Below are 22,174 nucleotides of genomic sequence, written 5' to 3'. Positions count from 1 at the left end.
CTCCCAGACGTACGCCGCCGAGACCGGGTGGCTGCGGTACTTCTCCCACTTCGGCAGGCACGCCGCTGGGGAGGGTCAGCCCTTCGTCGTGGCGGGCCGACGCTGCCGCCGGCGCTCCACCAGGGTGCCGACGCCGAACATCGCGGTGGTGAAGGCGACGGCGCCGACCACCTCGATCGCGAACACCGCCACCGGGTCCAGGCGGCGGAGGGCGTTCGTGGTGTTCAGCCAGATCACGAACATCGGCCACAGGACCAAGGCCCCGAGACCGGCGCGCTGGCCCAACTCGAAGACCAGTACCGGCGACGAGAGATGCAGGCGTCGATCGGCGGCGGCCGGTGCGTCGGCGAGGACGGTGGAAGTCCCGGTGGCGCGGTGCTCGGAGCCCCAGTGTGTTTCGCCGTCGTCGAGGACCAGGACGGCCAGGCTGTCGCCGCGGTCCCCGGCCTGCATCCCGAGCCAGCCGGCGGCACCGGCCAGCCGGACGGCGGTCCGCTCGGCGACGTCCGTGTCGGCGAAGCGGTCGGCGTACTCCTGGAAGGCGACCGGGGCCGGCTCCGGGCCGGCGGGGGAGTCGGTGGCCTCGGGGTCGAGTCGGAGGCCGGACCGCCAGGTGGTTCCTGAGTCCTCGTCGCTGTTCGTCCGGAGGCTCCAGGAGAGGACGGTGCCGTGGACCCGCACCCGCCTCCAGGATGCCGACGGCGGGGCGGTGTCATCGGGGGGCTCGGTTGCGGAGGAGCGGTCCGTGGTCCGCAGCCATCTGACGGGAAGCAGGGCGCGGCGGCCGTGCACCGGGATCAGGATGCACGACCAGATCAGCAGCACGACACCGGCGACGACCAGGAAGCCGACGGTCGCGACCGGTCGGCCGGGGTGGACCAGGGGGAGGTACGGCTCGGGGAAGGTGCCGAGCTCCGGGTGCTCCAGGTCGAGCAGGACTCGGAGGGTGTCCCCGGCGGCATAGCCGCCCAGCTTCTCGCGCTCGTTGGTGAGTGCGAGGGACATCTCGGGGTGCCCGTCGGGGTGCACCGCGAGAGCGCTGCCGGACGGACGTGGCCGGCCCGCGGCTTCGTAGGTGGACAGCGCCACCGTACAGTCCGTCCAGCGGGCGCCTGCCGCGACCAACGCCGAGTGGCGGTCGATCAGTTGACGTTCGAGCGGTTGGTGCGCGGTGAGGAAGACGACCGGGGCCACCCACAGCGCGGGCATCACCATCGCCCAGCCGGTCAGCACCGACCACCTGCTGCGCCTGGCCGCCTTCGCGGTGACCTCGCGCAGATCGGCGCGCGACGGCGGGGGTTGGGGCGGGACCGGCTCGGCGCGTTCGGCCTCGGGGGCGAGCCGGGAGGCGAGCAGCCAGAGCAGGCCGAGCGCCAGGGTGACGGCGAACGGTGCGAGCACTTCCCACCGCGTCCCCGGATGCCACGCGACGACCAGCACGGTGCCCAGCGACCACGTCGCCGCCAACACGGCGGCGCAGCCGGTCCCGAAAGTCCATGGGGTGGCCCGCCGCCCGGTCGTCGCCCCCGCCGCCGCCGGCTGCCGCTCGGCCGGCGGATCCACGTACCCGTTCACGGCACCCCCCTGTGCCCGACGACATCGCGGTGACCACGTTAGCCCGGTCGAACGCTCGGCCACGCCGGGCTGCCCCCGGATAGAGTTCTCCCGCGCCCACCACGCGAAGCACCCTGAAGGACCGAAATGCCCGAATCCCAACAAGTTGCAGAATCCGGCCCCACCGCTGCATAAACCGGCAGCTCACGAACTCTGCTCCCCGCACGCGCGGGGACGGTCCCGGATGGGTCGAAGGCCGGCAAGGGGGACGGGGCGTGGGTCGCTCCGAGTCGAGCAGTCGGCCACGCGTCAGGCTGCGGCCTTCGTCACCGTGACCTTCAGGTGCTTCATGATCGGCTGGTCGCTCTGGGTGCTGTAGTCGCCGATCGCGCACAGCACGTTCAGCTCCGGCATGTACCCGGCCGCGCAGCCGCGCGGGATGTCGTAGGGGACGGCCAGGAAGCCGTGCACCGAGCGGGTGCTGCCGTCCCGGGCGGTGCTGGTGATGTCGACCCGGTCGAACTCGGCCAGGCCGCGCCGGCGCATGTCGTCCCGGTTCATGAAGACCAGGGTGCGCAGGTTCCTGATGCCCCGGTAGCGGTCGTTGTCGGAGTAGATGGTGGTGTTCCACTGGTCGTGCGAGCGCATCGTACCCAGCGCCAGGGTGTCCGGCTCGGGGACGACGTCGGGCAGCGGGGCGGCGGAGAACTCGGCCTTGCCGGACGGGGTCTCGAAGACCAGTTCGCGGGCCGGCTGCTTGATCCGGAAGCCGAGCGGGAGCCGTACCCGGCGGTTGAAGTCCTCGAAGCCGTCCAGGACCCGGGCCATGGTGTCGCGGATCCGGTCGTAGTCCTCGATGTACCACTCCCACGGCGTGGGGCTGTCCGGCAGCGCGGCGCGGGCCATCCCGGCGACGATCGCGGGTTCGGAGAGCAGGTGCGGCGAGGCCGGGCGCTTCATGCCGACCGACAGGTGCACCATGCTCATCGAGTCCTCGACCGAGGTGGACTGCACCCCGGCCCGCTGGTGGTCCTTCTCGGTCCGTCCCAGGCACGGCAGGATCAGCGCGCGCCGGCCGTGCACCAGGTGGCTGCGGTTCAGCTTGGTGCTCACCTGGACGGTCAACTCGCAGGACTCCAGGGCCCGGTAGGTGTACGGGGTGTCGGGCGCGGCGAGGGCGAAGTTGCCGCCCATGCCGACGAACACCTTGATGTCGCCGCGCCGCATCGCCTCGATCGTGCCGACGGTGTCCAGCCCGTGCTCGCGCGGCGGTTCGATGCCGCAGACCTCGGCGAGCCGGTCCAGGAAGCGGGCGGCGGGCCGGTGGTCGATGCCGCAGGTGCGGTTGCCCTGGACGTTGCTGTGCCCGCGCACCGGGGAGGGGCCGGCTCCCTCGCGGCCCAGGTTGCCGCGCAGCAGCAGGAGGTTGACGATCTCGCGGACGGTGTCCACCCCGTGTTCGTGCTGGGTGACGCCCAGGCACCAGCTGAAGATCGAGCGGTCGGCCTCCCGGTAGACCCGGGCGGCCTTGAGGACGTCGGCCCGCTCCAGCCCGCTCTGGCGCTCGATCTCCTCCCAGGGTGTGGACTCGCAGAGGGCGCGGTAGGCCTCGAAGCCGGTGGTGTGGCGGTCGATGAACAGCCGGTCCAGCGCCCGCTCGTCGGTCGCGGACTGTTCCAGGATCGCCTTCGCCATGCCGCGCAGCAGGGCCATGTCGCCGCCGATCCGCGGCTGGAGGTTCAGGGTGCTGGTGCGGGTGGACCGGTTCAGCGCCATGTCGGTGAAGTCGTGCGGGATGATCGTCCGCGTCGCGGCCGCCTCGACCAGCGGGTTGACGTGCACGATCTGCGCGCCGCGCTTGTACGCCTCGGCGAGCGAGGTGAGCATCCGCGGCGCGTTGGAGGCCGCGTTGACGCCCAGGATGAACAGCGCGTCGGTGACCTCCCAGTCCTTGAGGTCGACCGTGCCCTTCCCGGTGCCGAGCGCGGCCTGCAGGGCCCGGCCGCTGGCCTCGTGGCACATGTTGGAGCAGTCGGGCAGGTTGTTGGTGCCCAGCTCGCGGGCGAGCAGCTGGTAGAGGAAGGTCGCCTCGTTGCCGAGCCGCCCGGAGGTGTAGAACGCGGCCTGGTGGGGGGTGTCCAGCCCGCGCAGGGTGTGGCCGACCAGCTCGAAGGCGTCCTTCCAGCTGATCGGGACGTAGTGGTCGGTGGCCGGGTCGTAGACCATCGGCTCGGTGAGGCGGCCCTGGTCCTCCAGTGCGAAGTCGCTCCACCCGGACAGCTCGGTCACCGTGTGGGCGGCGAAGAACTCCCGGCCGACGCGCTTGCGGGTCATCTCCCAGGTGACGTGCTTGATGCCGTTCTCGCAGATGTCCAGGTGCAGGCCCTTGGTGTCGTCGGGCCAGGCGCAGCCGGGGCAGTCGAAGCCGGTGTTCTCGTGGTTCATCCGCATGACCGCCCGCGGCCCGTCCAGGTAGGCGCCCTCGCGGAGCAGGAAGCGGGTGACGCTCTTGGCGGCGCCCCAGCCGGCGGCCGGGTGGTGGTACGGCCCGGCCTGGGGCGGGCCGGCTGGGGAGGGACCGACGTCCTCCTTCCGCTCCTGCGGCTCCCGCGGCTGCTGCGGGGGAGTGACGGCGTCGTCGGAGGTGGTCACGGTGGTCGCCTTCCGTCGCAGGGGGGGTCTGACACCCGGCGCTGGGTCGAGGCTACGTCGGCGGCCCGGGGCCCGCGCGTCGAGCGCTCACGTGTCCGGCAGGCTGCCCAGGACGGCGGCCACCTCGGTGCGCCGGGCGACCTCCAGCAGCGCGCGGGCCATCACCGAGCCGGGCTCCCTGGCGGCGGTCACCAGCCCGATGGGAGCGCTGTGCGCCGGCTCCGTCAGCGGGACGGCCCGCATCCCGCGCGGCACGCCGAACACGTGCAGCCAGGCGTACGGCACGATGCCCGCCCACTGGCCGGTGCGGACGTGGGCGAACAGCGAGGCGACCGAGTCGGTCTCGATCCGGGGCGCCGGCTCCAGCCCGAGGCGCGTGAACACCTCGTCCAGCACCCGGCGGCCCTGCATGCCCGGGTGGAGCAGGCACAGCGGCAGCCGGGCGGCCTCCTCCCAGGTCGCCCGCGGGTGCCGGGCCAGGTCCTCGGCCGGGCCGGTCAGCAGGACGTACCGCTCCTCGTAGAGCGGCAGCGCGCGCAGGCCGTCGGCGCCCGGCCCGGGCAGGTAGGTGATGCCCGCGTCGATCTCGAAGTTCCGCACCTGGCGCAGGAGGTCCTCGGCGCGCAGGTCGGTGGAGAGCTCCACGGCGGCCAGCGGGTGGGCGGCGCAGAACGGTGCGGTGAGCAGCGGGACGGCGCCCGAGGCGGTCGGCACCGAGCCGATCCGCAGCCGTCCGCCCAGGCCGGTGCGCAGCGCGTCCACCTCGTCGCGCAGGGCATCCCGGTCGGCGAGGATGCGCTGTGCCCGGAGCACGATCCGCTCGCCCTCGGGGGTCAGGCCCTCGTAGGCGCGGCCGCGCCGCACCAGCAGCACCTTGAGCTCGTCCTCCAGCTTGCGCAGGGCCTCGGAGAGGGCGGGCTGGGAGACGTGGCAGGCCTGGGCGGCGCGCGCGAAGTGGCGCTCCCGGGCGAGCGCGACGAGGTACTCGAGCTGGCGGAAGAGCATCTACTCGGCTCCGGCGGTGGCCTCGACGCGGCCGCGCGGGCCGCGAGAGGAGGGGGTGGCGGAACCGCGCTCCGGCGAGGGGCCGGGACGGCGCCGGGGCGAGTCCGGGCGAGGCGCTCTGCGGGGTGCGGTCACTCGGCCCACGGTCGTCGGCTCCTCGGTTCGGTCGGCCCGGTAGGTGCGGCCGGTGCGGAGGCTACGGATGCATCCTCGCGCGTCCGGGCGTCCGGGGGCACGCCGGCGGGCAGGTGGCGGCGGCTGTGGGCGGCGGTGACCGCCAGGCAGAGCAGGCCGACGGCCGCCATGCCCGCCAGCAGCGCCGGGTACGAGGCGTGGCCGGCGGTACCGGCGAGCAGCAGTGGGGTGAGGAAGCCGCTGGAGGTGGTGCTCTGGTAGAGGGAGGCGGAGGTCGGCCCGGAGGACCGCGGGGTCAGCCGCTCGACCTCGTGCAGCCCGGCGCCGAGCGTCAGCCCGTACCCCGTGCCGAGGACGAGGGCGGCGGCCAGCACCAGGCCCACCGAGTCGCGGGCGGCGGCGAGGGAGCCGAGCAGCAGCCCGGCGATCACGGTGGCCATCGCGGTGAGGGTGGCCCGGGCGCTTCCCGCGTCGTCCAGCCGGGCGGCGAAGGGCTGTGCGACCACGCCCGTGGCCAGGGTCAGCGCCGCGACCAGGCCGCTGAACAGCGGCGCGTAGCCGGGCACCCGGTCGGCGACCAGTGGGGGCAGCACCACGTACGCCACCGTGGCGGCGCCGAGCACGGCCGGGCTGGCGGGCAGGACGACGTAGCGGAACCGGGGGTGGCGGACGGCCGCCGTGCGGTGCGGTGGCGGGCCGTGATGGCCGCGGGTGGTCTCCGGGAGGGCGCGGGTGGCCCGCAGGACCAGCAGGCAGCCCAGCGCGTGGGCGAGCGCGGGCAGCACCGTCGGGCCGGGCAGCCACTCGGCGATCACCCCGGAGGCCAGCGCGCCCGCCGCGAAGCCGGTGCCGGTGGCGTACATCGCCCGGCGGGCGGCCTGCTCGGGCGGGACAGCGGGCCCGGAGAGCTCGCGCAGCCAGGTGGTCCCGGCCAGGAAGACCAGCCCGGCGGCGAAGCCGGTGGCCAGGCGGGCGGCGTACACGGACGGCTCGTCCGGCAGCGCCAGCAGGACGCTGGCGGCGGCGGACAGGCCCAGGGCGCCGCGCACCGTAGGCCGCCGGCCGTACCGGTCGGCGGCGGGGCCTCCCAGCAGCAGGCCGGGCACCAGGCCGACCAGGTAGACCGAGAACATCGCGGCCAGCGACAGCGCCGACCAGTCGGTGCGCGCCCGGTACACGGTGGCCAGCGCGGTGAACTGGTTGGCGCCCCAGGCGGCGACGGCGACGGCGGCGGCCGCCGGGAGCCAGCGGGCGGTGCGGGACGGGGGCATCTGCTGCTCGTCCCCTCAGGCCGCGGGGGGTGTGGGGACCGGCACCGCCGTCGAATCGAGCACGTCGGCGAGGGAATTCCCGCGGAGGAATTCGACGGTGTGCTCGGCGGTGTGCGCGGGGGCGTTCTCGCCGTATTCGATGAGGCGCGGATCATTCGGCACCGGCCCCGGCTGGGCGCGTGCGGTGCGGCGCGGGGAGGTCCGGGCGAGCACGTACCCCACCGGGTCGTCCATGGTGCTCATGCTCGGCGCCGCCCCTTTTCCGGGTTTTCGGGAATTGTGGATCCATTGTCGGATCGAATTCCGGATCGCGTCAAAGAGGTGTTTCCTGTGACGTGATAGGCGCGACTTGTCGAGGGGATTTCGACGGCCGGGTGGGTGCGTCCGGGCGGGAATTCCGCTCGTCGGTCCGGTCGCGGGAGGCCGTGCTGTGGGAGGGCGGGACGTCCGGCGGGGCGGGTCGGCGGGAAGGCGTGCGGATTCGGTCACCTGACGGTGTCTTGGCCGGGCGTCGCGCCGAGACTGGTCGAGGCACCCCGGGCCGGGGGCGGGGTGCCGCCCGGGAGGGGGTCCGGGGAGCGGCTATCCAGTAATGAACATGTCATTGTTACAAGATGTGCTGATTTTCTCCACAGTTCCCCCCGGGGCCCTACCATCCTGCGCGGGGGTGTCGGAGGCCCTTCCTCCGGCTCCGTCCGTGCGCCGTGCTCCGCCGCAACTGCCTTGCGAGGAAACGTGTCTGACTGGTCGTTGGCGATCGACTTCGGTACCTGCTTCACCACCGCGGCCGTGCGCGCAGAGCAGGCCGGCGCCGGGTCCGGCGCGGTGGCGGCGGTCGAGATCGAGAACAGCCGGTACCTGCCGTCCCTGGTCTGCCTGGACGACGACGGCCGGCTGCTCACCGGCCGGGCCGCCGTCCACCTCGCCGCCCAGTGGCCGGAACGCGCCGAGCAGCACCCCAAACGGGCGCTGCTCCGGCAGTCGGCCGTGCTGCTGGACGACCGCGAGGTGGACACGGTCGAGCTGGCCGCCGCCGTGCTCGCCCGCGTGCTGGAGGAGGTGCGGGCGCGGCACGGCGGGACCCGGCCGGGGCGTACCGTGCTCACCCACCCCGCCGACTGGTCGCCGGGTGATCTCGGCAGGCTGGTCGAGGCGGCCGGCCGGGCCGGGCTGGAGGCGCCGGAGCTGCTGCCGGAGCCGGTGGCCGCCGCCCGCTTCCACGCGGCGGACGCCGAGGCGGACGGGGGCGGGGAGGGAGAGCGGCCGATCGCCGTCTACGACCTCGGCGGCGGCACCGTGGACACCGCCGTGCTGCGCCGGGAGGGCGACGACTTCCGGGCCGTCGCGGTGGCGGGGGATCCGGACTTCGGCGGCCGCGACCTCGACCAGGCCCTGTTCGAACTGCTCCGCGAGCGGGCACTGGACCTCGACCCCGAGCCCTGGCAGCGGCTCTGGGCCGACCCGGCACCCGCCGCGGCCCACCAACGAGCTCAGCTGGCGCGCGAGTTGACCATGGCCAAGGAGTCCCTGTCCGCCACCGGCACGGTCTACCTCGCGGTGCCGGGCTACCCGGACCGGTTCGTGGTCCAGGGCGGCGAGTACCGGGCGGCCGTCACCCCCGCGCTCACCGCCTCGGTCGGTCTGCTGGAGCGGACCGTCGCCAGGGCCGGTCTGACCCCGGCCGACCTCGGGACCGTCGTGCTCTGCGGGGCGGCCAGCAGTACGCCGCCGCTGGCCGATCTGGTGGCCGCCTGGCTGGGCCGGTCGCCCGACATCGCCGCCGACCCGAAGGCCGCCGTGGCCCTCGGGGCGCTCACCGATCCGCCCGCCCGTCCGGCCCCGGCCGACACCGGGACCGCCGGTGACGGGGAGGGCGGCGGGCCGGTGGCCGGCCCCGGTCGCTGGACCGTCACCCACTACCCCGACGAGGTCGACCCCGGGCTCTGGTTCTGAGCCCGCCGGCCCGGGCCGTCCGGGCCGGAACACCGCGACACCCGCACGACACCACGAGATCTTCACCCCACCGCGCCACCGTCCCGGCGCCGACCGCGGCACCGCCGTGCCGCGCCCCGCCCTGCCCCGCGACGGACCGCCCGCCCGAGGACCCGCGAGAACCGCGAGGAAACCGCATGGACATCGTGATGCTCGGCCACAGCGCGGCCGGGAAGACCAGCTACCTCTCCCTGATGTACGCCGCCATGTGCGACGGCGTCGAGGGCATGACCCTGCGCACCGCCGACCGCGACGCCCACAGCTCGCTGCTGGCCGACGCCCGCGCCATCCTGCGCGGGCGCTACCCCCGCGCCAGCGACCGGCCCCACCGCTACGAGTTCGTGCTCTGCCACGAGGGCGAGGAGATCTTCCCGTTCCGCTGGAGCGACCACCGCGGCGGCGCGCTCACCGAACACCGCCGCTCCAGCCCGCAGGCCGCCCGGCTGCACGACGACCTGGTCGCGGCGGACGGCATCGTGCTGTTCGTCGACGCCCTGAGCCTGGACACCGACCCCGAGGCGGAGGAGGACGTGCGCCGGCTCGTCGTCCGCGTCCACCAGGCCGTCGCCGACCGGGAGGAGAGCGTGACCCCGCTGGTGATCGCCCTCACCAAGACCGACCTGGTCGACCTCGACGCCCCCGACGCGGACGAGCGCTTCGTCGGCCCGTTCCTGCCGCTGATCGAGGCCGTCCAGGAGACCCGGCACATCCAGGGGGCGTTCATCCCGCTGGTCTGCGGGCCGGAGCCGGACGGCGTCGCGCTGCCGGTGCTGTGGACGCTCCGGTTCGGCATCATCGGCCGGGCCATGGAGCTGTCCGCCTCGATCGACAGCCTGATGGCCTCCGCCCGGCTCGCCGACCAGCGCGACACGCTGTGGGACCGGATCAGCAGCTGGTGGGAGGACGAGCCGTCCTGGGCCTCCATCCGTGACCGCGACCGCGCCCGGGCGGCCGCCGAACTGGCCCGCCTGGAACCGCTGGTGGAGCCGGCCGACCGGCTCGGCGAGCTGCTGGAGGACGTCCTCTCGTTCTGACCGGCCGCCGGCCGCGTCACGTCGGCCCACCGCCCCGCCCGTACCACCGACCCCTGCCCCGCCCGTACCCCGGCCACCGTCACCGACGGCCCCGACGAGACGAAGGACAGCGCGCGATGACCGTCCCCACCCTCACCCTGACCATGCTCGGAGCCAGCGGCTCCGGCAAGACCGCCTACCTGCACGGCATGTACAACCGCCTCTCCATGGGCGTGCAGGGCTACTACCTCTACACCACCGACCCCGACCTCGACCTCGACCTCGCCGCGGACTGGGCCCGGCTGCGCCGCACCGGCGCGATGCCCAAGGCCACCTCGGACAAGCCGATCTCCTACGAGTTCGTGTTCCGCCGGGGCATGCGCGACCTGATGACGATCGACTGCGTCGACTTCCGCGGCAACGCCGCCCTGGACCGCCGTGCCGACGCCGAGGACGTCGCACTGCTGGAGGACAGGCTGATGCGGTCCGACAGCATCGTCCTGGCGCTGGACTCCGAGCACGTGGCGGAGTGGATCAACCACGGCGCGCCCGGCAACCTCGACCGGGACGACGACCCGATGGAGATCTCCCGGTTCAGCCGGGCGATCTCCCGGGTCTTCAGCCGGCGCCTGGCGGACGGCGACCCGGTCCCCGGGGTGACCGTCCTGTTCACCAAGGCGGACCTGCTGGCCGAGCGCACCGGCCTGCGGCCGGCCGAGGCGCTCCAGCTGGCGGGGCGCAACTTCCCCAAGCTGGTGCCGGTCCTGGCCGGCGACGACGCCGAGGGCGTCACGGTGGCGCTCTGCGCCGTCCAGCTCGGCTACTTCGGCGCGGCGGACCAGACCACCGTGGACGCCAGCCGGATCGCCCCGAAGAACCTCCACCTGCCGATCATCTTCAGCCTCCGCCACTACCTCAGCGAGGGCATCGTGCGGAACCGGCAGGAGATGGACCGGCTCGCCGAGAGCCTCGACTCCTCGCGCGGCGAACTGGCCGCGCTCAGCCAGGGGCTGTTCGGCGGGCTGTTCAAGGGCGCGCAGAAGAACAGCGCCCGCCAGGAGATCGACCGGCTGCTCGCCAGCAGCTCGGCGACCTCGGCCGACCTGGAGCGGGCCCAGGACCGCTGCCGGGAGCTGGACGAGGAGCTGCGCGGGGTCGTCATCTACAGCGACGGCCAGCTGCTGACGGACTGACGGGACGGACAGGACGGACAGGACCGACAGGACTGACCGGGCCGACGGAGTGACCGAGTGACCGAGTGACCGAGTGACCGGCCGAGGAACCGAGGGACGGACGAATTCCATGACGAGTACGACGAACCACGGGCCGCGGTCCGGGCCCGGGACGGACGGTGCGGCCCCCGGCGGCTGGTCGGCGGTCGTCTACGGCCGCACCCTGCAGGTCGACCAGTGGTGGCGGGCGCTGCCCGCCGGGGTCGCCCGGCAGGGGCCGGTCGGGGACGCGGTGCGCGCCGCCGTCGCCGGCGGGAACCGGCTGGAGCACGGACCGCGCTTCCTGCTGCACCGCGACGAGGGCGGCGTGCTGGTCGGGGCCGCCTGCGAACTGGGCCTGATCAGCCGGGAGATGGTGCACGACCGGTTCGGCCGCGCGCTGTACGGCTTCGTGGGCTGGTACCGGCCCGCGTCGCTGGACGGCGGCGGGCGGATCCCCGAACTCGCCGAGCTGGCCGAGCACCTGGCCGACTGGGCCGGACCGGTCTACGCCGAGTGGATCGCGCCGACCTGGGAGGCGGTGGACCGGGTGGAAGCCGAACCGCTGACCACCCGGCCGGTGGCCGCCCCATGGCCGGAGCGGACACCGGAGCAGGCCGTGGGGGCGGCGGGCCCGGAGCCGCTGCCGCCGGCCTGGCGGCCCGTCCATCCGCAGGGGAGCCACCTGCTGCCCGAGGCGGTCGCGCCCGGCCTCTGGACGGCGGCCGCGGCCGGGCGCGACCGGTGCGTCCTGGTCACCGGCTGGCGGCGGCGCTCCGACGCGGAAACGGGCCGGATCACCCATCTGACCAGTACGGACTGCCACGGCTACGAGCTGCTGCTGCCCCCTCCGCCACCACCGCCCCCGCCACCACCGCCACCACCGCCCCCGCCGCCGCCCGCGCCCCCGCGGCCCGGGACGGTGCCGGGACAGGGGCCCGAGCCGGGCCCCGGACCGAAGCCCGGTGGGACGCCCGGTGCGCGGTCCGGGGCCGCGCAGCCCGGTGCGAAGCCGGGACCGAGGCCCGGGGCGAGGACCGGCCCGTCCGCGTGGGGGAGGGCCGCGCGCGGACTGGGGGAGGGGCTGGGCAAGGGCCTGGGGAAGCTGCGGAGGGAGGTGGCCGACGCCTTCTGGTCGGAGGATCCCGCGCAGCAGGAAACCGGTGGGAACGCCCCCGAACGGCAGGAGCCCGCCCCGAAGCACCCGGGCGACGGTCCCCGGTTCGGCCAGGGGCCGGGCCGCGACCCGTACGACGGCCTGGGCACGCCGCCCGCGCAGGACACGTTCCGCACCGGTGCGCCCGGCACCGGCGCGCCCGGGGCGGCTGCCCCGGGGGCCGCCCCACTCCGGCCGGGGCCCGCCGAGCGGCCGCGCTGGCGCACCCGCGCCGTCGACCCCCAACAGGCCGACTTCACCGGCATGTTCGGCGAATTCGACGACGAACCCGCCCCGCCGCCGACCGCCCCGCCGCCGTCAGCCCCGTCCGCCCCGCCCACCGCCCCGGCCCCGCCCGCCCCGCCGACGGGCGCCGCGCCCGGGCACCCGCCGAAGAGCCCCTCCACCGACCCCGGCGACCGGACCGCCTCCGACACGGGAGAACCCTCATGACCGCGCCCCGCCCCGAAACCCCCTCCCACGCCCGCGTCCTGGACTACGCGGCCCGCACCGCCGACCTCCTCGAACGCGCCGCCCGCACCGCCGCCGCCGAAGCCCCGGCGGAGGCCCCCGGCACCCCCGGCAGCCCCGAAGCGGCGGCCGGGACGGCCGAGTCGGCCGCCGGCGCCACCGCCGAAGGCGCCCGGCGCCTGCGCGCGGAGGCCGCCCGGGCCGCCGACGGCGCCGCCTCCCTCGTCGTCGTCGGCGAGAAGAAACGCGGCAAGAGCTCCACCATCAACAGCCTGGTCGGCGTCTGGGACCTCCTCCCGGTCGACGCCGACGTCGCCACCGGCGTGCACGTCGTCGTCCGGCACGGCGAACGCCCGCGCGCCGACGCCTACCTGCTGCCCGCCGCTCCCGGCACCGCCAACCCCGGCACCGCCACCCCCGCCTCCGCCGGCGCCGACCCGCGCCCGGAGACGATCCCGCTGGAGCGGATCGCCGAGTACGCGGCCGTCGACCCGGCCACCGGCCGGCCGCACCGCCTCGACGTCCACCACGTGGAGGTCGAACTGCCCGTCCCGCTGCTCGCCGCCGGCCTGGAGCTCGTCGACACCCCCGGCGTCGGCGGCCTGGTCAGCGGCCACGCCCGACTCGCCCTGGCCGCCCTGGAGAACGCCGACGCGCTGGTCTTCGTGGTCGACGGTTCCAGCGAACTCACCCGCTCCGAGCTGGACTTCCTCGCCCGGGCGACCGAACGCACCGCCGAGACGGTGTTCGTGCTCACCAAGACCGACAGCCACGACGCCTGGCCCGCCGTCCTCGAACGCAACCGCGAACTGCTCGCCCGGCACGCCCCCCGGCACGCCGACGCCCCCTGGTTCCCGGTCAGCAACCGGGCCCGCCGGGACGCCGCCGACGCCGCCGGATCGGGTGAACTCCAGGACGCCGCCGAGCTCCTGGAGGAGAGCGGCTTCGAACCGCTGGACGCGCTGCTGCGCCGCCGGATCGCCGCCCGTGCCGCCGAGCTGCGGCTGGCCAACGTGGTGCACGTCGCCCTCGCCGCGCTCGCCGCCCCGCTCGCCGAGCAGGAGCTGCGCCTGCGCTCGCTCCAGCAGGACCCGACCCTGGCGGCCGAGGTCGAGCGCGCCGAGGAGGCGCTGCGCCTGCTCCAGCCGGAGAGCGCCCAGTGGCGGCGCGTGCTGACGACCGGCGCCCGTGACCTCAAGAACACCCTCCAGCTCGGCTTCCGGCGCAGCATCAACGACGTCCGCCAGCTCGCCGAGGCGAAGATCGCCACCTCCGAACCGGCCGCGCTCGCCCAGGAGTTCCCGGCCGACCTGGAGGCCCAGGTGGAGGCGCTCTGGCTCCAGCTGGACAACGCCGCCCGGCGCGGCCTGGCCGTGCTGGAGGAGCGGGTGCGGCACGAGTGCGCCGCGGTGCTGGACGCCGGGCGGCCGGACGGCGCGGGCCCCGGCGCGGAGCTCGCCGTGGTCGAGGACGGCGCCGTCATCCGCGCCGAACGCGGCGCCGCGCTGCCGGAGATGGTGCGCTCCACCCACCGGGACGGCGGCGCCCTGGGCGTGATCGAGAACATCATCCCGTCGATCGGCACCGCCGCCACCTTCGGCACCGTGGTCGCCCTGGTCACCAGCAGTGTGATGCTGCCCGCCGTCGCCAGCTACGCGATGCTCGCCGTGCTCACCCGCCGCCGTCGCCAGCGCGCCGAACTCGGCCGGGTACGCGGCGACGCCACCCGCCACCTCAACCGGGTGATCACCGAGCTGAGTACCGAGATCCCCGCCCAGATCACCAGCCACGTCGACGAGTTGACCGACCGGCTCGCTCTCGCGCTCGACCAGGCGATCGCCGACGAGCGGCTCCGGCTGGAGCGGCGGCTCGGCGAGCACCGGCGCAACCTGGCCACCGCCGCCGCCGACCTCGGCGCCGCCCGGGACCGCGCCAAGCGCCGGATCGGCTCGCTCACCGCGCTGCGCGACGAGGGCCTCGCCCTCGCCGGGGCGCTGGGTGGAACCACCAACGGCACCCCCGGCCCGGACCGGAGCTGACCTCATGGACCTGATGAACCTGCGAGTGGTCGCCCTCGGCCACAGCAGCGCCGGCAAGAGCAGCTACCTCGCCGCGATGTTCAGCCACCTCGCGCGCGCCCGCAAGGGCTTCCGGCTGGTCGCCGCCGACCGCCTGATCGCCGAGGAACTGACCGCCGCGGGCGGGAGGTTGCGCAAGGGCTTCTACCCGCCGCCGTCCTCCCGCCGCACCGACCTGAAGGCCGAACTGCGGTACGGGCGCGGCGAACTGCTCGGCTTCGACTGGACGGACTACCGGGGCGGCGCGCTCACCGGCTCGGCCGCCGACGACCCGGAGACCGCGCGGCTGCTGGAACGGCTCACCCACGCGGACGCGGTGGTCGTCTTCGCCGACGCCCACCGCCTCGCCACCGATCCCGAATCCCACGACGAGGTGCGCCGCACCGTCGTGCTGCTGCACCGCGCCGTCGACGGGCAGGGGCCGCCGCTGCCGATCGTCCTCGCCTACACCAAGGCCGACCTGGTCACCGACCCGGCCGACTGGGCGCGCGCCCGGGCCGCCATGGCCCCGCTGGAGGAGCTGGTCGCCGACGGCGGCCGGGTGCGCGGCACGGCGGTCGCGCTCTCCTGCGGGCCCTCGCCGCGCGGCGTGGCGGTGCCCGTCCTGTGGTGCCTCTCCACCCTGCTCACCCACCGGGCGCAGGAGGCGCAGGGGCGGCTGGCGACGGCCGAGGGCTTCGTCAAGGACCTCCGCAAGGAGGCCAACGGGATCGACAGCCTGGTCTCCTGGTTCAAGGGCGTGGAGAGCGCGGCCAAGCGGCTCACGTACTGGGAGGAGGAACTGCGCGAGCGCACGGAGGAACTGGCCGGGCTGCGCCGCCCGGCCCGGCGGCTCGCCAGGCTGCTGGAGCGCGAGCAGCGCGGCACCGCCCCGCCGGCCGGCGCGCCCGCCCGGGCGGCGGCCCGGTGACCGCCGCGCCGGGCCAGGGGGCGGGCGGCCCGCCGCCGTCGGACGAACTCGCCCCGTTGGTGGCCGCGTTCTGCGCCGAGCTGGCCGGCCGGCTGCCGCCGGGACCGGCGGAGAAGGCGGTGCGGGCGGTCCACGAGCGGCTGGCCGAGCGCACCCTGCGGATCGCCGTCGGCGGCCGGATGAACGCGGGCAAGTCCACCCTGGTGAACGCCCTGCTCGGCCGCCGGCTCGCCGCCTCGGCCGCCACCGAGTGCACCACGGTGGTCGCCTGGTTCCGGCCCGGCCGGCTCAACCGGCTCCAGGTCCGGCTGCGGGACGGCACCGCCCACTGGCAGCCCGGCGGCCTGCCCCGCGACCCCCGGGGCCTCGGGGCGGGCGCCGAGCAGATCGCCGAGGTCGTCGTCGAGGCCGCCGGACTGCGGCCCGCCGGCGACTGCGTGCTCGTCGACACCCCCGGCCTCGACTCGCTCAGCGGCCTCGACGAGCCCGCGCTGGACGCCCTCGCCCGGGCCGACGCGATGATTTACGTCATGCCGCACCCCGGCGCCGGCGACGCCGAGGCACTGGGCGCCCTGCGCGCCCAGGCCGACGGCCGGATGACCGCGCTCAACGCCGTCGGCGTGCTCAGCCGGATCGACCTGCTCGGCGAGGGCCACGGCGACCCCTGGCCGCGCGCCCGGCAGGTCGCCGCGACCAACGCCGGCCGGCTCGCCGGACTGGTCGACGAGGTGCTCCCGGTGGTCGGCCTGCTCGCCCAGACCGCCCTCGGTGACGACTTCACCGAACCGGACGCCGCCCTGGTCCGCCGCCTCGCCGACGCCCCCGGTGCCGACCTGCGCCGCGCCCTCTACTCCGGCCGCCGCTTCCTCGACTGGGACGGCGCACCGCTCACCCGCCCCGAACGGCAGCGGCTGTTCGGCCTGCTCGGCGTCTACGGCATCGACACCGCCCTGAACGCCGCCCGCCGGGCCCGCACCGAGGGCCGCCCGATCGGGGCCGCCGCCCTGCTCGTGGAGTTCCGCGCGGCCTCCGGCATCGGCGCCGTCGTCGAACACCTGCGGCTGCGCTTCGTCGACGCCGCCGACGCGCTGCGCTCGGCCGCCGCCCTCGGCGCCGTGGAGACGGCCCTCGGCACCGGCGACGGCCTGCCCGCCGAGGTGCTGCACCGGGCCCGCACCCGGATCGGCGAGTTGCGCCGGCACCCGGAACTGCGCCGCCACGAACTCGCCCGGGCGCTGGCGGCGGTGGCCGGCCGGCGCCTCGAACTCGACGAGGACTCCGCCGCCGCCCTGATCGCCCTCGCCACCGGCCGCACCCCCGCCGCCCGGCTGCGGCTGCCCGCCGACACCGCCCCCGCCGACCTGCGCCGCGCCGCGGCGCGGGCCGCCCGCCACTGGCGCCGCCTGGAGGACGGCCCCCTGCGCGACGTAGGCCGCTACGCACGGATCGCCCGCGAACTCTGCGAGGGCCTCTACTTCGCCGTCCCGCCCGCCTGACCACCGCTCACCGCGGGTGGCCTGTTCCGAGGGGCCGCATTCCGGGTGATCGACCAGAAATACGGCATCTCCAGCGCAGGGCTGGTCGGATTGCCGCAATGGCCGGGAGATTCGGCGCGGGATCAGGACAACTGTCCGGAGAACCTGGGAATTCGGAGGCATCCGGGAGCGCGTAGGCGTTGGAATCACAGCTGCGGTCCCTTTCACCCGAGCCTACCCCGGTAGTCGAAGGCAGAGAAGAGATGCCATGGACGATTTCGACGGCGAAACCTCCACACGCAACCCGGTTTTCTGCACCCTCGTCAACGCCACCCTCGACCTCGACCGCGAGGACCTCGGGCACCCCGGCCACCCGGGCCTGTGGGAGCGTCTGCTCGGCGACCGGCGCCCGGTCGACCAGCGCGGGCTCCACTGCCCCGACTGCCTCAGCACCCGTGGCATCTCCGCGTGGATGTACGTCTTCGAGCGCCGCGGCGTCCGCGTCGCCGCGCACCACCACCCGCCTCACCACCGTCACCACCGCGAGAGCGACGAACACAAGGCCTACAAGGAGCGCTACGTCCGCGCGGCCGAGAGCGCCGGCCACCGCGCCGAGGTGGAGGCGCTCGGACCCGACGGGCGGCGGCGCACCGACGTGCTCGTCACCGGCGCCGACGGCATGCGGTACGGCTTCGCGCCGCAGCTGTCGTACATCACGGCGGCGACGGCACGGCAGCGGGACGCCGCCGACCGCGCCGACGGCATCACGCCCGTCTGGCACACCGTCCAGCCGAACTCCCCGCTGATCGACGCGGTCCACTGGACCCGCACGGACGACCTGCCCGCCGCCGCCATCCGCGACGACCGCCATCTGCTCGTCCGCGGCGGCGTCAGGGCCCTCGCGCTGGAGCAGTGCGACCGGATGCCGACCCCGTGCCCGGTGCGTCGGCATGGCAGCTGCGGCCGGCGCCACCCGCGCTGGGACCCCAGGCCCCGGCAGTTCGACGCCCTCGTCCGGGACATCGCCTCCGGCGCCTACCTGCCGCTCACCCTGAAGGCGGGCCGCGGCCTGCGCCGCTTCTGGGCCCCCGCCGGGGATCTCGACGCCTTCCTCGCATGCACCGCGGATCCGGGGGCGCCGCCGCGCGGCCGCACGACCGGCTCGCGCCCGCGCCGCCGGGGACAGTGCGTGGTCGACCGGGCCGAGCGGCACGGCCGCCGCTTCGAGGCCCCGCCCACCCTGCCACCGGCCGCCGAGCCCCCGCGCCCGATCGCCCGGCCGCCCCTGGCGCCGGTCGTGCCGCACGTCTGCTCGGCAGGCCACGGCGCCCGCTGCGGAGCACCCGCCCGCCCGTACGCGGGAGGCTGGTTCTGCGACGACCACCGGCCGGGCACGAAGCCGGCATGAGCGTCCACCCGCGGCGAACCGGCCGGCCTCCGGACGCCCCCCCGTCGGCACCGGGTGGACACGGTGACGGCGAGGCCGACGCCGCGTCCACCCGGTGGCGCGCGGTCAGGCTTGGCGGAACAGGACCGCGTGGTACGGGGCGTCCTGGAGCTCGATGGTGGACTTCTGGTCCAGGATGGCGTCGGGCTCGCCTCCGCACGTGTCGTTCTTGTACAGGTACGCCTTCTGGTCGGTGCCGTTGTACCACTCGGTCCAGTTGGTGAGGCCCGGGTCCTTGGGGGCGTCGGGGAGGGCATGGCACCCTTCGGGGTTCTCCAGGCTGAAGTAGGGCCGTCCGGCATGATGGCTCCCGTACGAAGCGCCCCGGGAGGGGGCGTGCGTCGGAACGGGGAGGGCGGACCGATGAGGCGTCTGGCGGCAACGGCGGCGGCGGGTGTGCTGGCGGGGTTGGTGGCGGTGACCGGCTGCGGAAGCGTGAGCGTCACCGGAGCCGGAGCCGGAGCCGGAGCCGGAGCCGGAGCCGGTGGCGGTGGCGGCGGGACCAGCACACCCACCGCGTCCGGCTCCGCCGCCGCGCCCGACTACGCCGAGCAGCTGCGGCAGGGTGTCGCCGAACACGACCGGCTCTTCCCCCAGGTGGCGGCGCTGGGCTGCGCGTCCGCGCGGCCGACCCCCTCCACCGCGGGTACGGGAGCCGCCCCGGCCGCCCCGGCCGCCCCGGCCGAGCCGGCCGATCCCTGGGCGGCCAAGCACGCCGAGAACTCGATGTACAAGCAGATGGCGCCCCTCACCGCGGTGGACCGCTGCCGGGGCGAGGCGCACGGCCAGCGGATCTCCGAGGCGCTCAAGGCGCGCGCCGCGAAGGCGCCGCTCACCCAGGACGACGTCCGCGGCATCCTGGAGTCGCTCGGCTACCCGCGTGACTCCGCCCAACTCGCGGCCGTGGGCGGCGAGATCTCGTTCGAGCTCACCGTCCCGGGCACCGGCCCCTGCGTCGGTGGCCGGCTCGGCAGCACCGTCACCGTCCAGGCCCACGGTTTCTACCTGGACGGCGGCTGCACCGAGCCGAAGGGCGGCCACTGACCCCGGGCACTGACCCCGGGCACCGCTTCGGGCCCCGCTTGGGCGAGGAGCCCGGTCGGGTGAACGAACGGTCGCGGCCCTGATACAAAGGAGTGGCGCGCGGCAGCGGGCGACAGAGGCGGGGCGGGGGAGTGACAGCATCCGAACAAGGCCACGGGCCAACGGACATCCGCAACATCGTCACCGACAGCACGGTGCACTACCTGGTCCAGATCGGCGTGCTCAACGGTGAGCTGCACCTCACCGTGCCGCCGCCACCCGTACCGCCGGCGACACCCCTCGCCCTCGCCGAGGAGCGGCTGGCCCGCAGCCTGCTGTACCAGTGGCGGGCCGAGGCCGACGCCTGGGACATGGCCGACCCCGAACCGCTGGCCGTCCGCTGGGTGCACAGCCGCACCGCGCTCGGGGCGGGGACCGGACTCGGCGGGCGCGGCGACCGGGTGGGCACGATGGCGCAGGCCCTGCTCGGGCTCGACCACCGCCGCCTGCTGATCCTCGGCGGGGCCGGCGCGGGCAAGACGACCCTCGCCGTGCTGCTCACCCTGGAACTGCTCGCCCGCCGGCTCACCCGCGGCGAGGACGTCCCGGTGCCCGTGGTGCTCTCGCTGGAGTCCTGGGACGCCGAGCGGGTCAACTTCCACGACTGGCTGATCGGCCGGATCACCGAGGAGCACCCCGGTCTGCCGCGGGTGGACGGACGTCACCCCGCCGGGCAACTGGTCAGCGAGCGGCGCCTGCTGCCCGTCCTGGACAGCCTCGACGAGCTGCCCGAGCACCGGCGGATCGCCGTGCTCGGCGCCCTCGGGCGCCAACTGGGCCAGGACGGCGGGGTGGTGCTGATCTGCCGGACCGAGGCCTACCGCGACCTGGTGGCCGCGCAGCAGGACGTGCTCCGGGTGGACTCGGCGATCGAGGCGCTGCCGCTGGACCCCGCCGACGTGGTGGCCTACCTGCGCGAGGCCTGCCCTCCGTCGCGCGTCGAGGAGTGGGCGCCCCTGGTGGCGGAGCTCCGACGGCGGCCCGACGGCCCGGTGGGCCGGGCGCTGTCGACGCCGCTGATGGTGTGGCTGCTGCGGCGCGGGTACGAGCGGGCGCCGGCGGATCCGGGCGAGCTGGTGGACCGCCGGCGCTTCGCGACCGCCGGGCAGGTGGAACGGCACCTGCTCGACCGGATCGTTCCCGCGTCCTTCCCGCAACTGCCGCCGGGGCCCGACCGCCTGCACCCGCCCCGGCAGTGGGAGCCGGAGCGGGCGCGGGTCTGGCTGTCCCACCTCGCCAGACTGATGAGCCGTCAGGGGACCGCCGAGCTGGCCTGGTGGCGGCTGTTCGGCGCGCCGGTGCCGCGGGCGCTGGCGGTGCCCGTGCTGATCGCGACGGGGATCGCCCTGTCCGCGCTGTTCGAGCTGGTGCTGGGGTCCGTCGGGGACACCGCGGGCCGGATCTTCGGCTTCGGGACCGTGCTGGGCCTGAGCGTGACGCTGGCGGGAGCGGTCCGGCTGACCGGACAGGCGTGGTTCGGGGACCACCCCGCGACGCCCCGGCGGCGGGCCAACCCGCTGCGCTTCGCCGGCGCCCTGCGCTCGGCCGGCCGCAACGGCAGGCTGGGCCGGGCCTGGCGGCTCACGGTGGTGATCGGCGGTCCGCCGGTGATCCTGGGCCTGGGCGTGTTCCAGGTCCTGGAACCGTCGACGGCGGGGCTCACCATGGTGCTGGGCGTGCTGCTGCCCGGCTATCTGATGATCGTGATGGCGGCACCCTCGGACACCGTGGACGCCGCGACCCCCGATGCGCTGCTGCGCTCGGAGCGGACCTCGGTCCTGCTGACGATGGGCGTCCTCGCGCCGCTGATCGCCGCCGGGGTGGCGCTGATGGGCTGGTCGCGGACGTACTACCGGGTGGACTGGGCCGACGCCCTGGCGGCCTGGTGCGGCTCGTGCGCGATGTTCCTGCTGCTCAGCCCGTGGAGCCGGTGGCTGCTGGCGCGGTGCTCGCTGGCGCTGGTGGGCCAGGTGCCCTGGGCGCTGATGACGTTCCTGCGCGACGCCCACCGGGCCGGCCTGCTGCAGCGCACCGCCGGGACGTACCGCTTCCGGAACCTGCGGCTCCAGCAGCACCTGGCCGCCACGGCCGGCCCGGCGGCGGCGCCGGTTCCCGGTCCCCGTACGACGTCCGGCGGCGCGGCGGCCGTGCTGACCGACCCCCTCTCCGGGGCGGCCGTGCGTCCGGCCTCGACCTGGCGGGGCTTCACGGTGCGGCGCGACCCGGGCTCGTACCTGCTCAGCGGCCGGACCCGCGCGGTGGTCCTGGCGCACTGGGGCCCGCTCGGTGCCCTGATGGGCCTCCAGCTGGTCCGGACCACGGTGAGCGGCACCTGGGACCGGCCGGAGTCCTGGGCGCCGCTGGTCTTTCTGCCCGCCGTCGGCCTGCTGCTGATGCTGATCCGCTTCCTGCCCCGGCGGCGGTTCGAACTGCACATCACCGACACCTTCATCGCCGCCCGGTGGGGACGGCGCCGCTGCCGTCACGCGTGGCAGGACGTGATGGAGGTGGCGGTCCACCGGGTCCACAGCCGTGGCCGCGACGCCCGCGTGCACGGCATCCACGTCCGGCTGCGGCCGGGAGCGCCCGTTCCCCCGGCGCGCTACCGGGGGCAGGACGGGTGGTACCTGGTGCAGCCGCTGGGCATCGGGCGCTCCCTGCCGCCGGACATCGCGCAGGCGCTGGCCGAACTCTCCGGCGGCCGCTGGCGGCCGTAGCCCC

At 75.4% G+C, this 22,174-nt stretch carries 15 protein-coding genes; 10 read left to right on the top strand and 5 right to left on the bottom strand.

What is annotated here, in order from left to right; genetic code table 11:
• Window positions 1-75 precede the first annotated feature (75 nt).
• The 5 genes from ABT093_RS25730 to ABT093_RS25710 form a co-directional block, all read right to left on the bottom strand.
• On the bottom strand, window positions 76-1,401 hold the full coding sequence (locus tag ABT093_RS25730) for a hypothetical protein (protein ID WP_350568524.1): 1,326 nt from the start codon (window positions 1,399-1,401) through the stop codon (window positions 76-78).
• A gap of 462 nt (window positions 1,402-1,863) precedes the next feature.
• The gene (locus ABT093_RS25725) at window positions 1,864-4,206 is read right to left on the bottom strand and encodes an FdhF/YdeP family oxidoreductase (RefSeq protein WP_350568522.1); all 2,343 of its coding nucleotides are present in this window, start codon (window positions 4,204-4,206) and stop codon (window positions 1,864-1,866) included.
• Between the two features lie 87 nt (window positions 4,207-4,293).
• Window positions 4,294-5,211, bottom strand: coding sequence for a LysR family transcriptional regulator (locus ABT093_RS25720; protein WP_350568520.1), 918 nt, complete (start codon window positions 5,209-5,211; stop codon window positions 4,294-4,296).
• Between the two features lie 131 nt (window positions 5,212-5,342).
• A complete protein-coding gene (locus ABT093_RS25715) occupies window positions 5,343-6,617 on the bottom strand; it encodes an MFS transporter (protein WP_350568519.1) in 1,275 nt (424 codons plus the stop codon).
• Window positions 6,618-6,632: 15 nt separating this feature from the next.
• Window positions 6,633-6,860 (bottom strand): hypothetical protein, encoded by a 228-nt coding sequence (locus tag ABT093_RS25710; protein ID WP_350568518.1) that lies wholly within the window; start codon window positions 6,858-6,860, stop codon window positions 6,633-6,635.
• Window positions 6,861-7,352: 492 nt separating this feature from the next.
• On the opposite strand from ABT093_RS25710, the gene ABT093_RS25705 reads away from it, so the two are divergent.
• The 10 genes from ABT093_RS25705 to ABT093_RS25660 all read left to right on the top strand — a co-directional run bounded on the left by ABT093_RS25705 (window position 7,353) and on the right by ABT093_RS25660 (window position 22,170).
• A complete protein-coding gene (locus ABT093_RS25705) occupies window positions 7,353-8,570 on the top strand; it encodes an Hsp70 family protein (protein WP_350568517.1) in 1,218 nt (405 codons plus the stop codon).
• Between the two features lie 176 nt (window positions 8,571-8,746).
• Window positions 8,747-9,643, top strand: a complete 897-nt coding sequence (locus ABT093_RS25700) for a TRAFAC clade GTPase domain-containing protein (protein ID WP_350568516.1) — start codon at window positions 8,747-8,749, stop codon at window positions 9,641-9,643.
• 116 nt (window positions 9,644-9,759) lie between these two features.
• A complete protein-coding gene (locus tag ABT093_RS25695; RefSeq protein WP_350568515.1) occupies window positions 9,760-10,815 on the top strand; it encodes a hypothetical protein in 1,056 nt (351 codons plus the stop codon).
• Between the two features lie 109 nt (window positions 10,816-10,924).
• On the top strand, window positions 10,925-12,442 hold the full coding sequence (locus ABT093_RS25690; protein WP_350568513.1) for a hypothetical protein: 1,518 nt from the start codon (window positions 10,925-10,927) through the stop codon (window positions 12,440-12,442).
• A complete protein-coding gene (locus ABT093_RS25685) occupies window positions 12,439-14,499 on the top strand; it encodes a dynamin family protein (RefSeq protein ID WP_350568511.1) in 2,061 nt (686 codons plus the stop codon). The genes ABT093_RS25690 and ABT093_RS25685 overlap by 4 nt, the downstream gene beginning before the upstream one ends.
• 4 nt (window positions 14,500-14,503) lie before the next feature.
• Entirely contained in the window at window positions 14,504-15,448 is a 945-nt protein-coding gene (locus ABT093_RS25680; protein WP_350568510.1) for a TRAFAC clade GTPase domain-containing protein, read from the top strand.
• Window positions 15,445-16,944: a dynamin family protein gene (locus tag ABT093_RS25675; protein WP_350568509.1), complete on the top strand. Its 1,500-nt coding sequence runs from the start codon at window positions 15,445-15,447 to the stop codon at window positions 16,942-16,944. Before ABT093_RS25680 ends, ABT093_RS25675 begins: the two co-directional genes overlap by 4 nt.
• A 247-nt stretch (window positions 16,945-17,191) precedes the next feature.
• Window positions 17,192-18,331 (top strand): competence protein CoiA family protein, encoded by a 1,140-nt coding sequence (locus ABT093_RS25670; protein WP_350568508.1) that lies wholly within the window; start codon window positions 17,192-17,194, stop codon window positions 18,329-18,331.
• 474 nt (window positions 18,332-18,805) lie between these two features.
• Window positions 18,806-19,414 (top strand): hypothetical protein, encoded by a 609-nt coding sequence (locus ABT093_RS25665; RefSeq protein ID WP_350568507.1) that lies wholly within the window; start codon window positions 18,806-18,808, stop codon window positions 19,412-19,414.
• A 131-nt stretch (window positions 19,415-19,545) separates the two neighbouring features.
• Window positions 19,546-22,170, top strand: coding sequence for an NACHT domain-containing protein (locus tag ABT093_RS25660; RefSeq protein WP_350568506.1), 2,625 nt, complete (start codon window positions 19,546-19,548; stop codon window positions 22,168-22,170).
• Window positions 22,171-22,174 lie beyond the last annotated feature (4 nt).

Source organism: Kitasatospora sp. NPDC002551, from assembly GCF_040296005.1.
Taxonomy (GTDB): domain Bacteria; phylum Actinomycetota; class Actinomycetes; order Streptomycetales; family Streptomycetaceae; genus Kitasatospora.
The sequence above is the reverse complement of the archived record's forward strand: the minus strand, read 5'-3'. Positions and strand labels throughout refer to the sequence as shown.

Coding starts and splice junctions, on each gene's coding strand:
- ABT093_RS25695 (WP_350568515.1), top strand. CDS start 9,760: ATGACCGTCCCCACCCTCACCCTGACCATGCTCGGAGCCAGCGGCTCC.
- ABT093_RS25710 (WP_350568518.1), bottom strand. CDS start 6,860: ATGAGCACCATGGACGACCCGGTGGGGTACGTGCTCGCCCGGACCTCC.
- ABT093_RS25690 (WP_350568513.1), top strand. CDS start 10,925: ATGACGAGTACGACGAACCACGGGCCGCGGTCCGGGCCCGGGACGGAC.
- ABT093_RS25685 (WP_350568511.1), top strand. CDS start 12,439: ATGACCGCGCCCCGCCCCGAAACCCCCTCCCACGCCCGCGTCCTGGAC.
- ABT093_RS25680 (WP_350568510.1), top strand. CDS start 14,504: ATGGACCTGATGAACCTGCGAGTGGTCGCCCTCGGCCACAGCAGCGCC.
- ABT093_RS25715 (WP_350568519.1), bottom strand. CDS start 6,617: ATGCCCCCGTCCCGCACCGCCCGCTGGCTCCCGGCGGCCGCCGCCGTC.
- ABT093_RS25720 (WP_350568520.1), bottom strand. CDS start 5,211: ATGCTCTTCCGCCAGCTCGAGTACCTCGTCGCGCTCGCCCGGGAGCGC.
- ABT093_RS25670 (WP_350568508.1), top strand. CDS start 17,192: ATGGACGATTTCGACGGCGAAACCTCCACACGCAACCCGGTTTTCTGC.
- ABT093_RS25700 (WP_350568516.1), top strand. CDS start 8,747: ATGGACATCGTGATGCTCGGCCACAGCGCGGCCGGGAAGACCAGCTAC.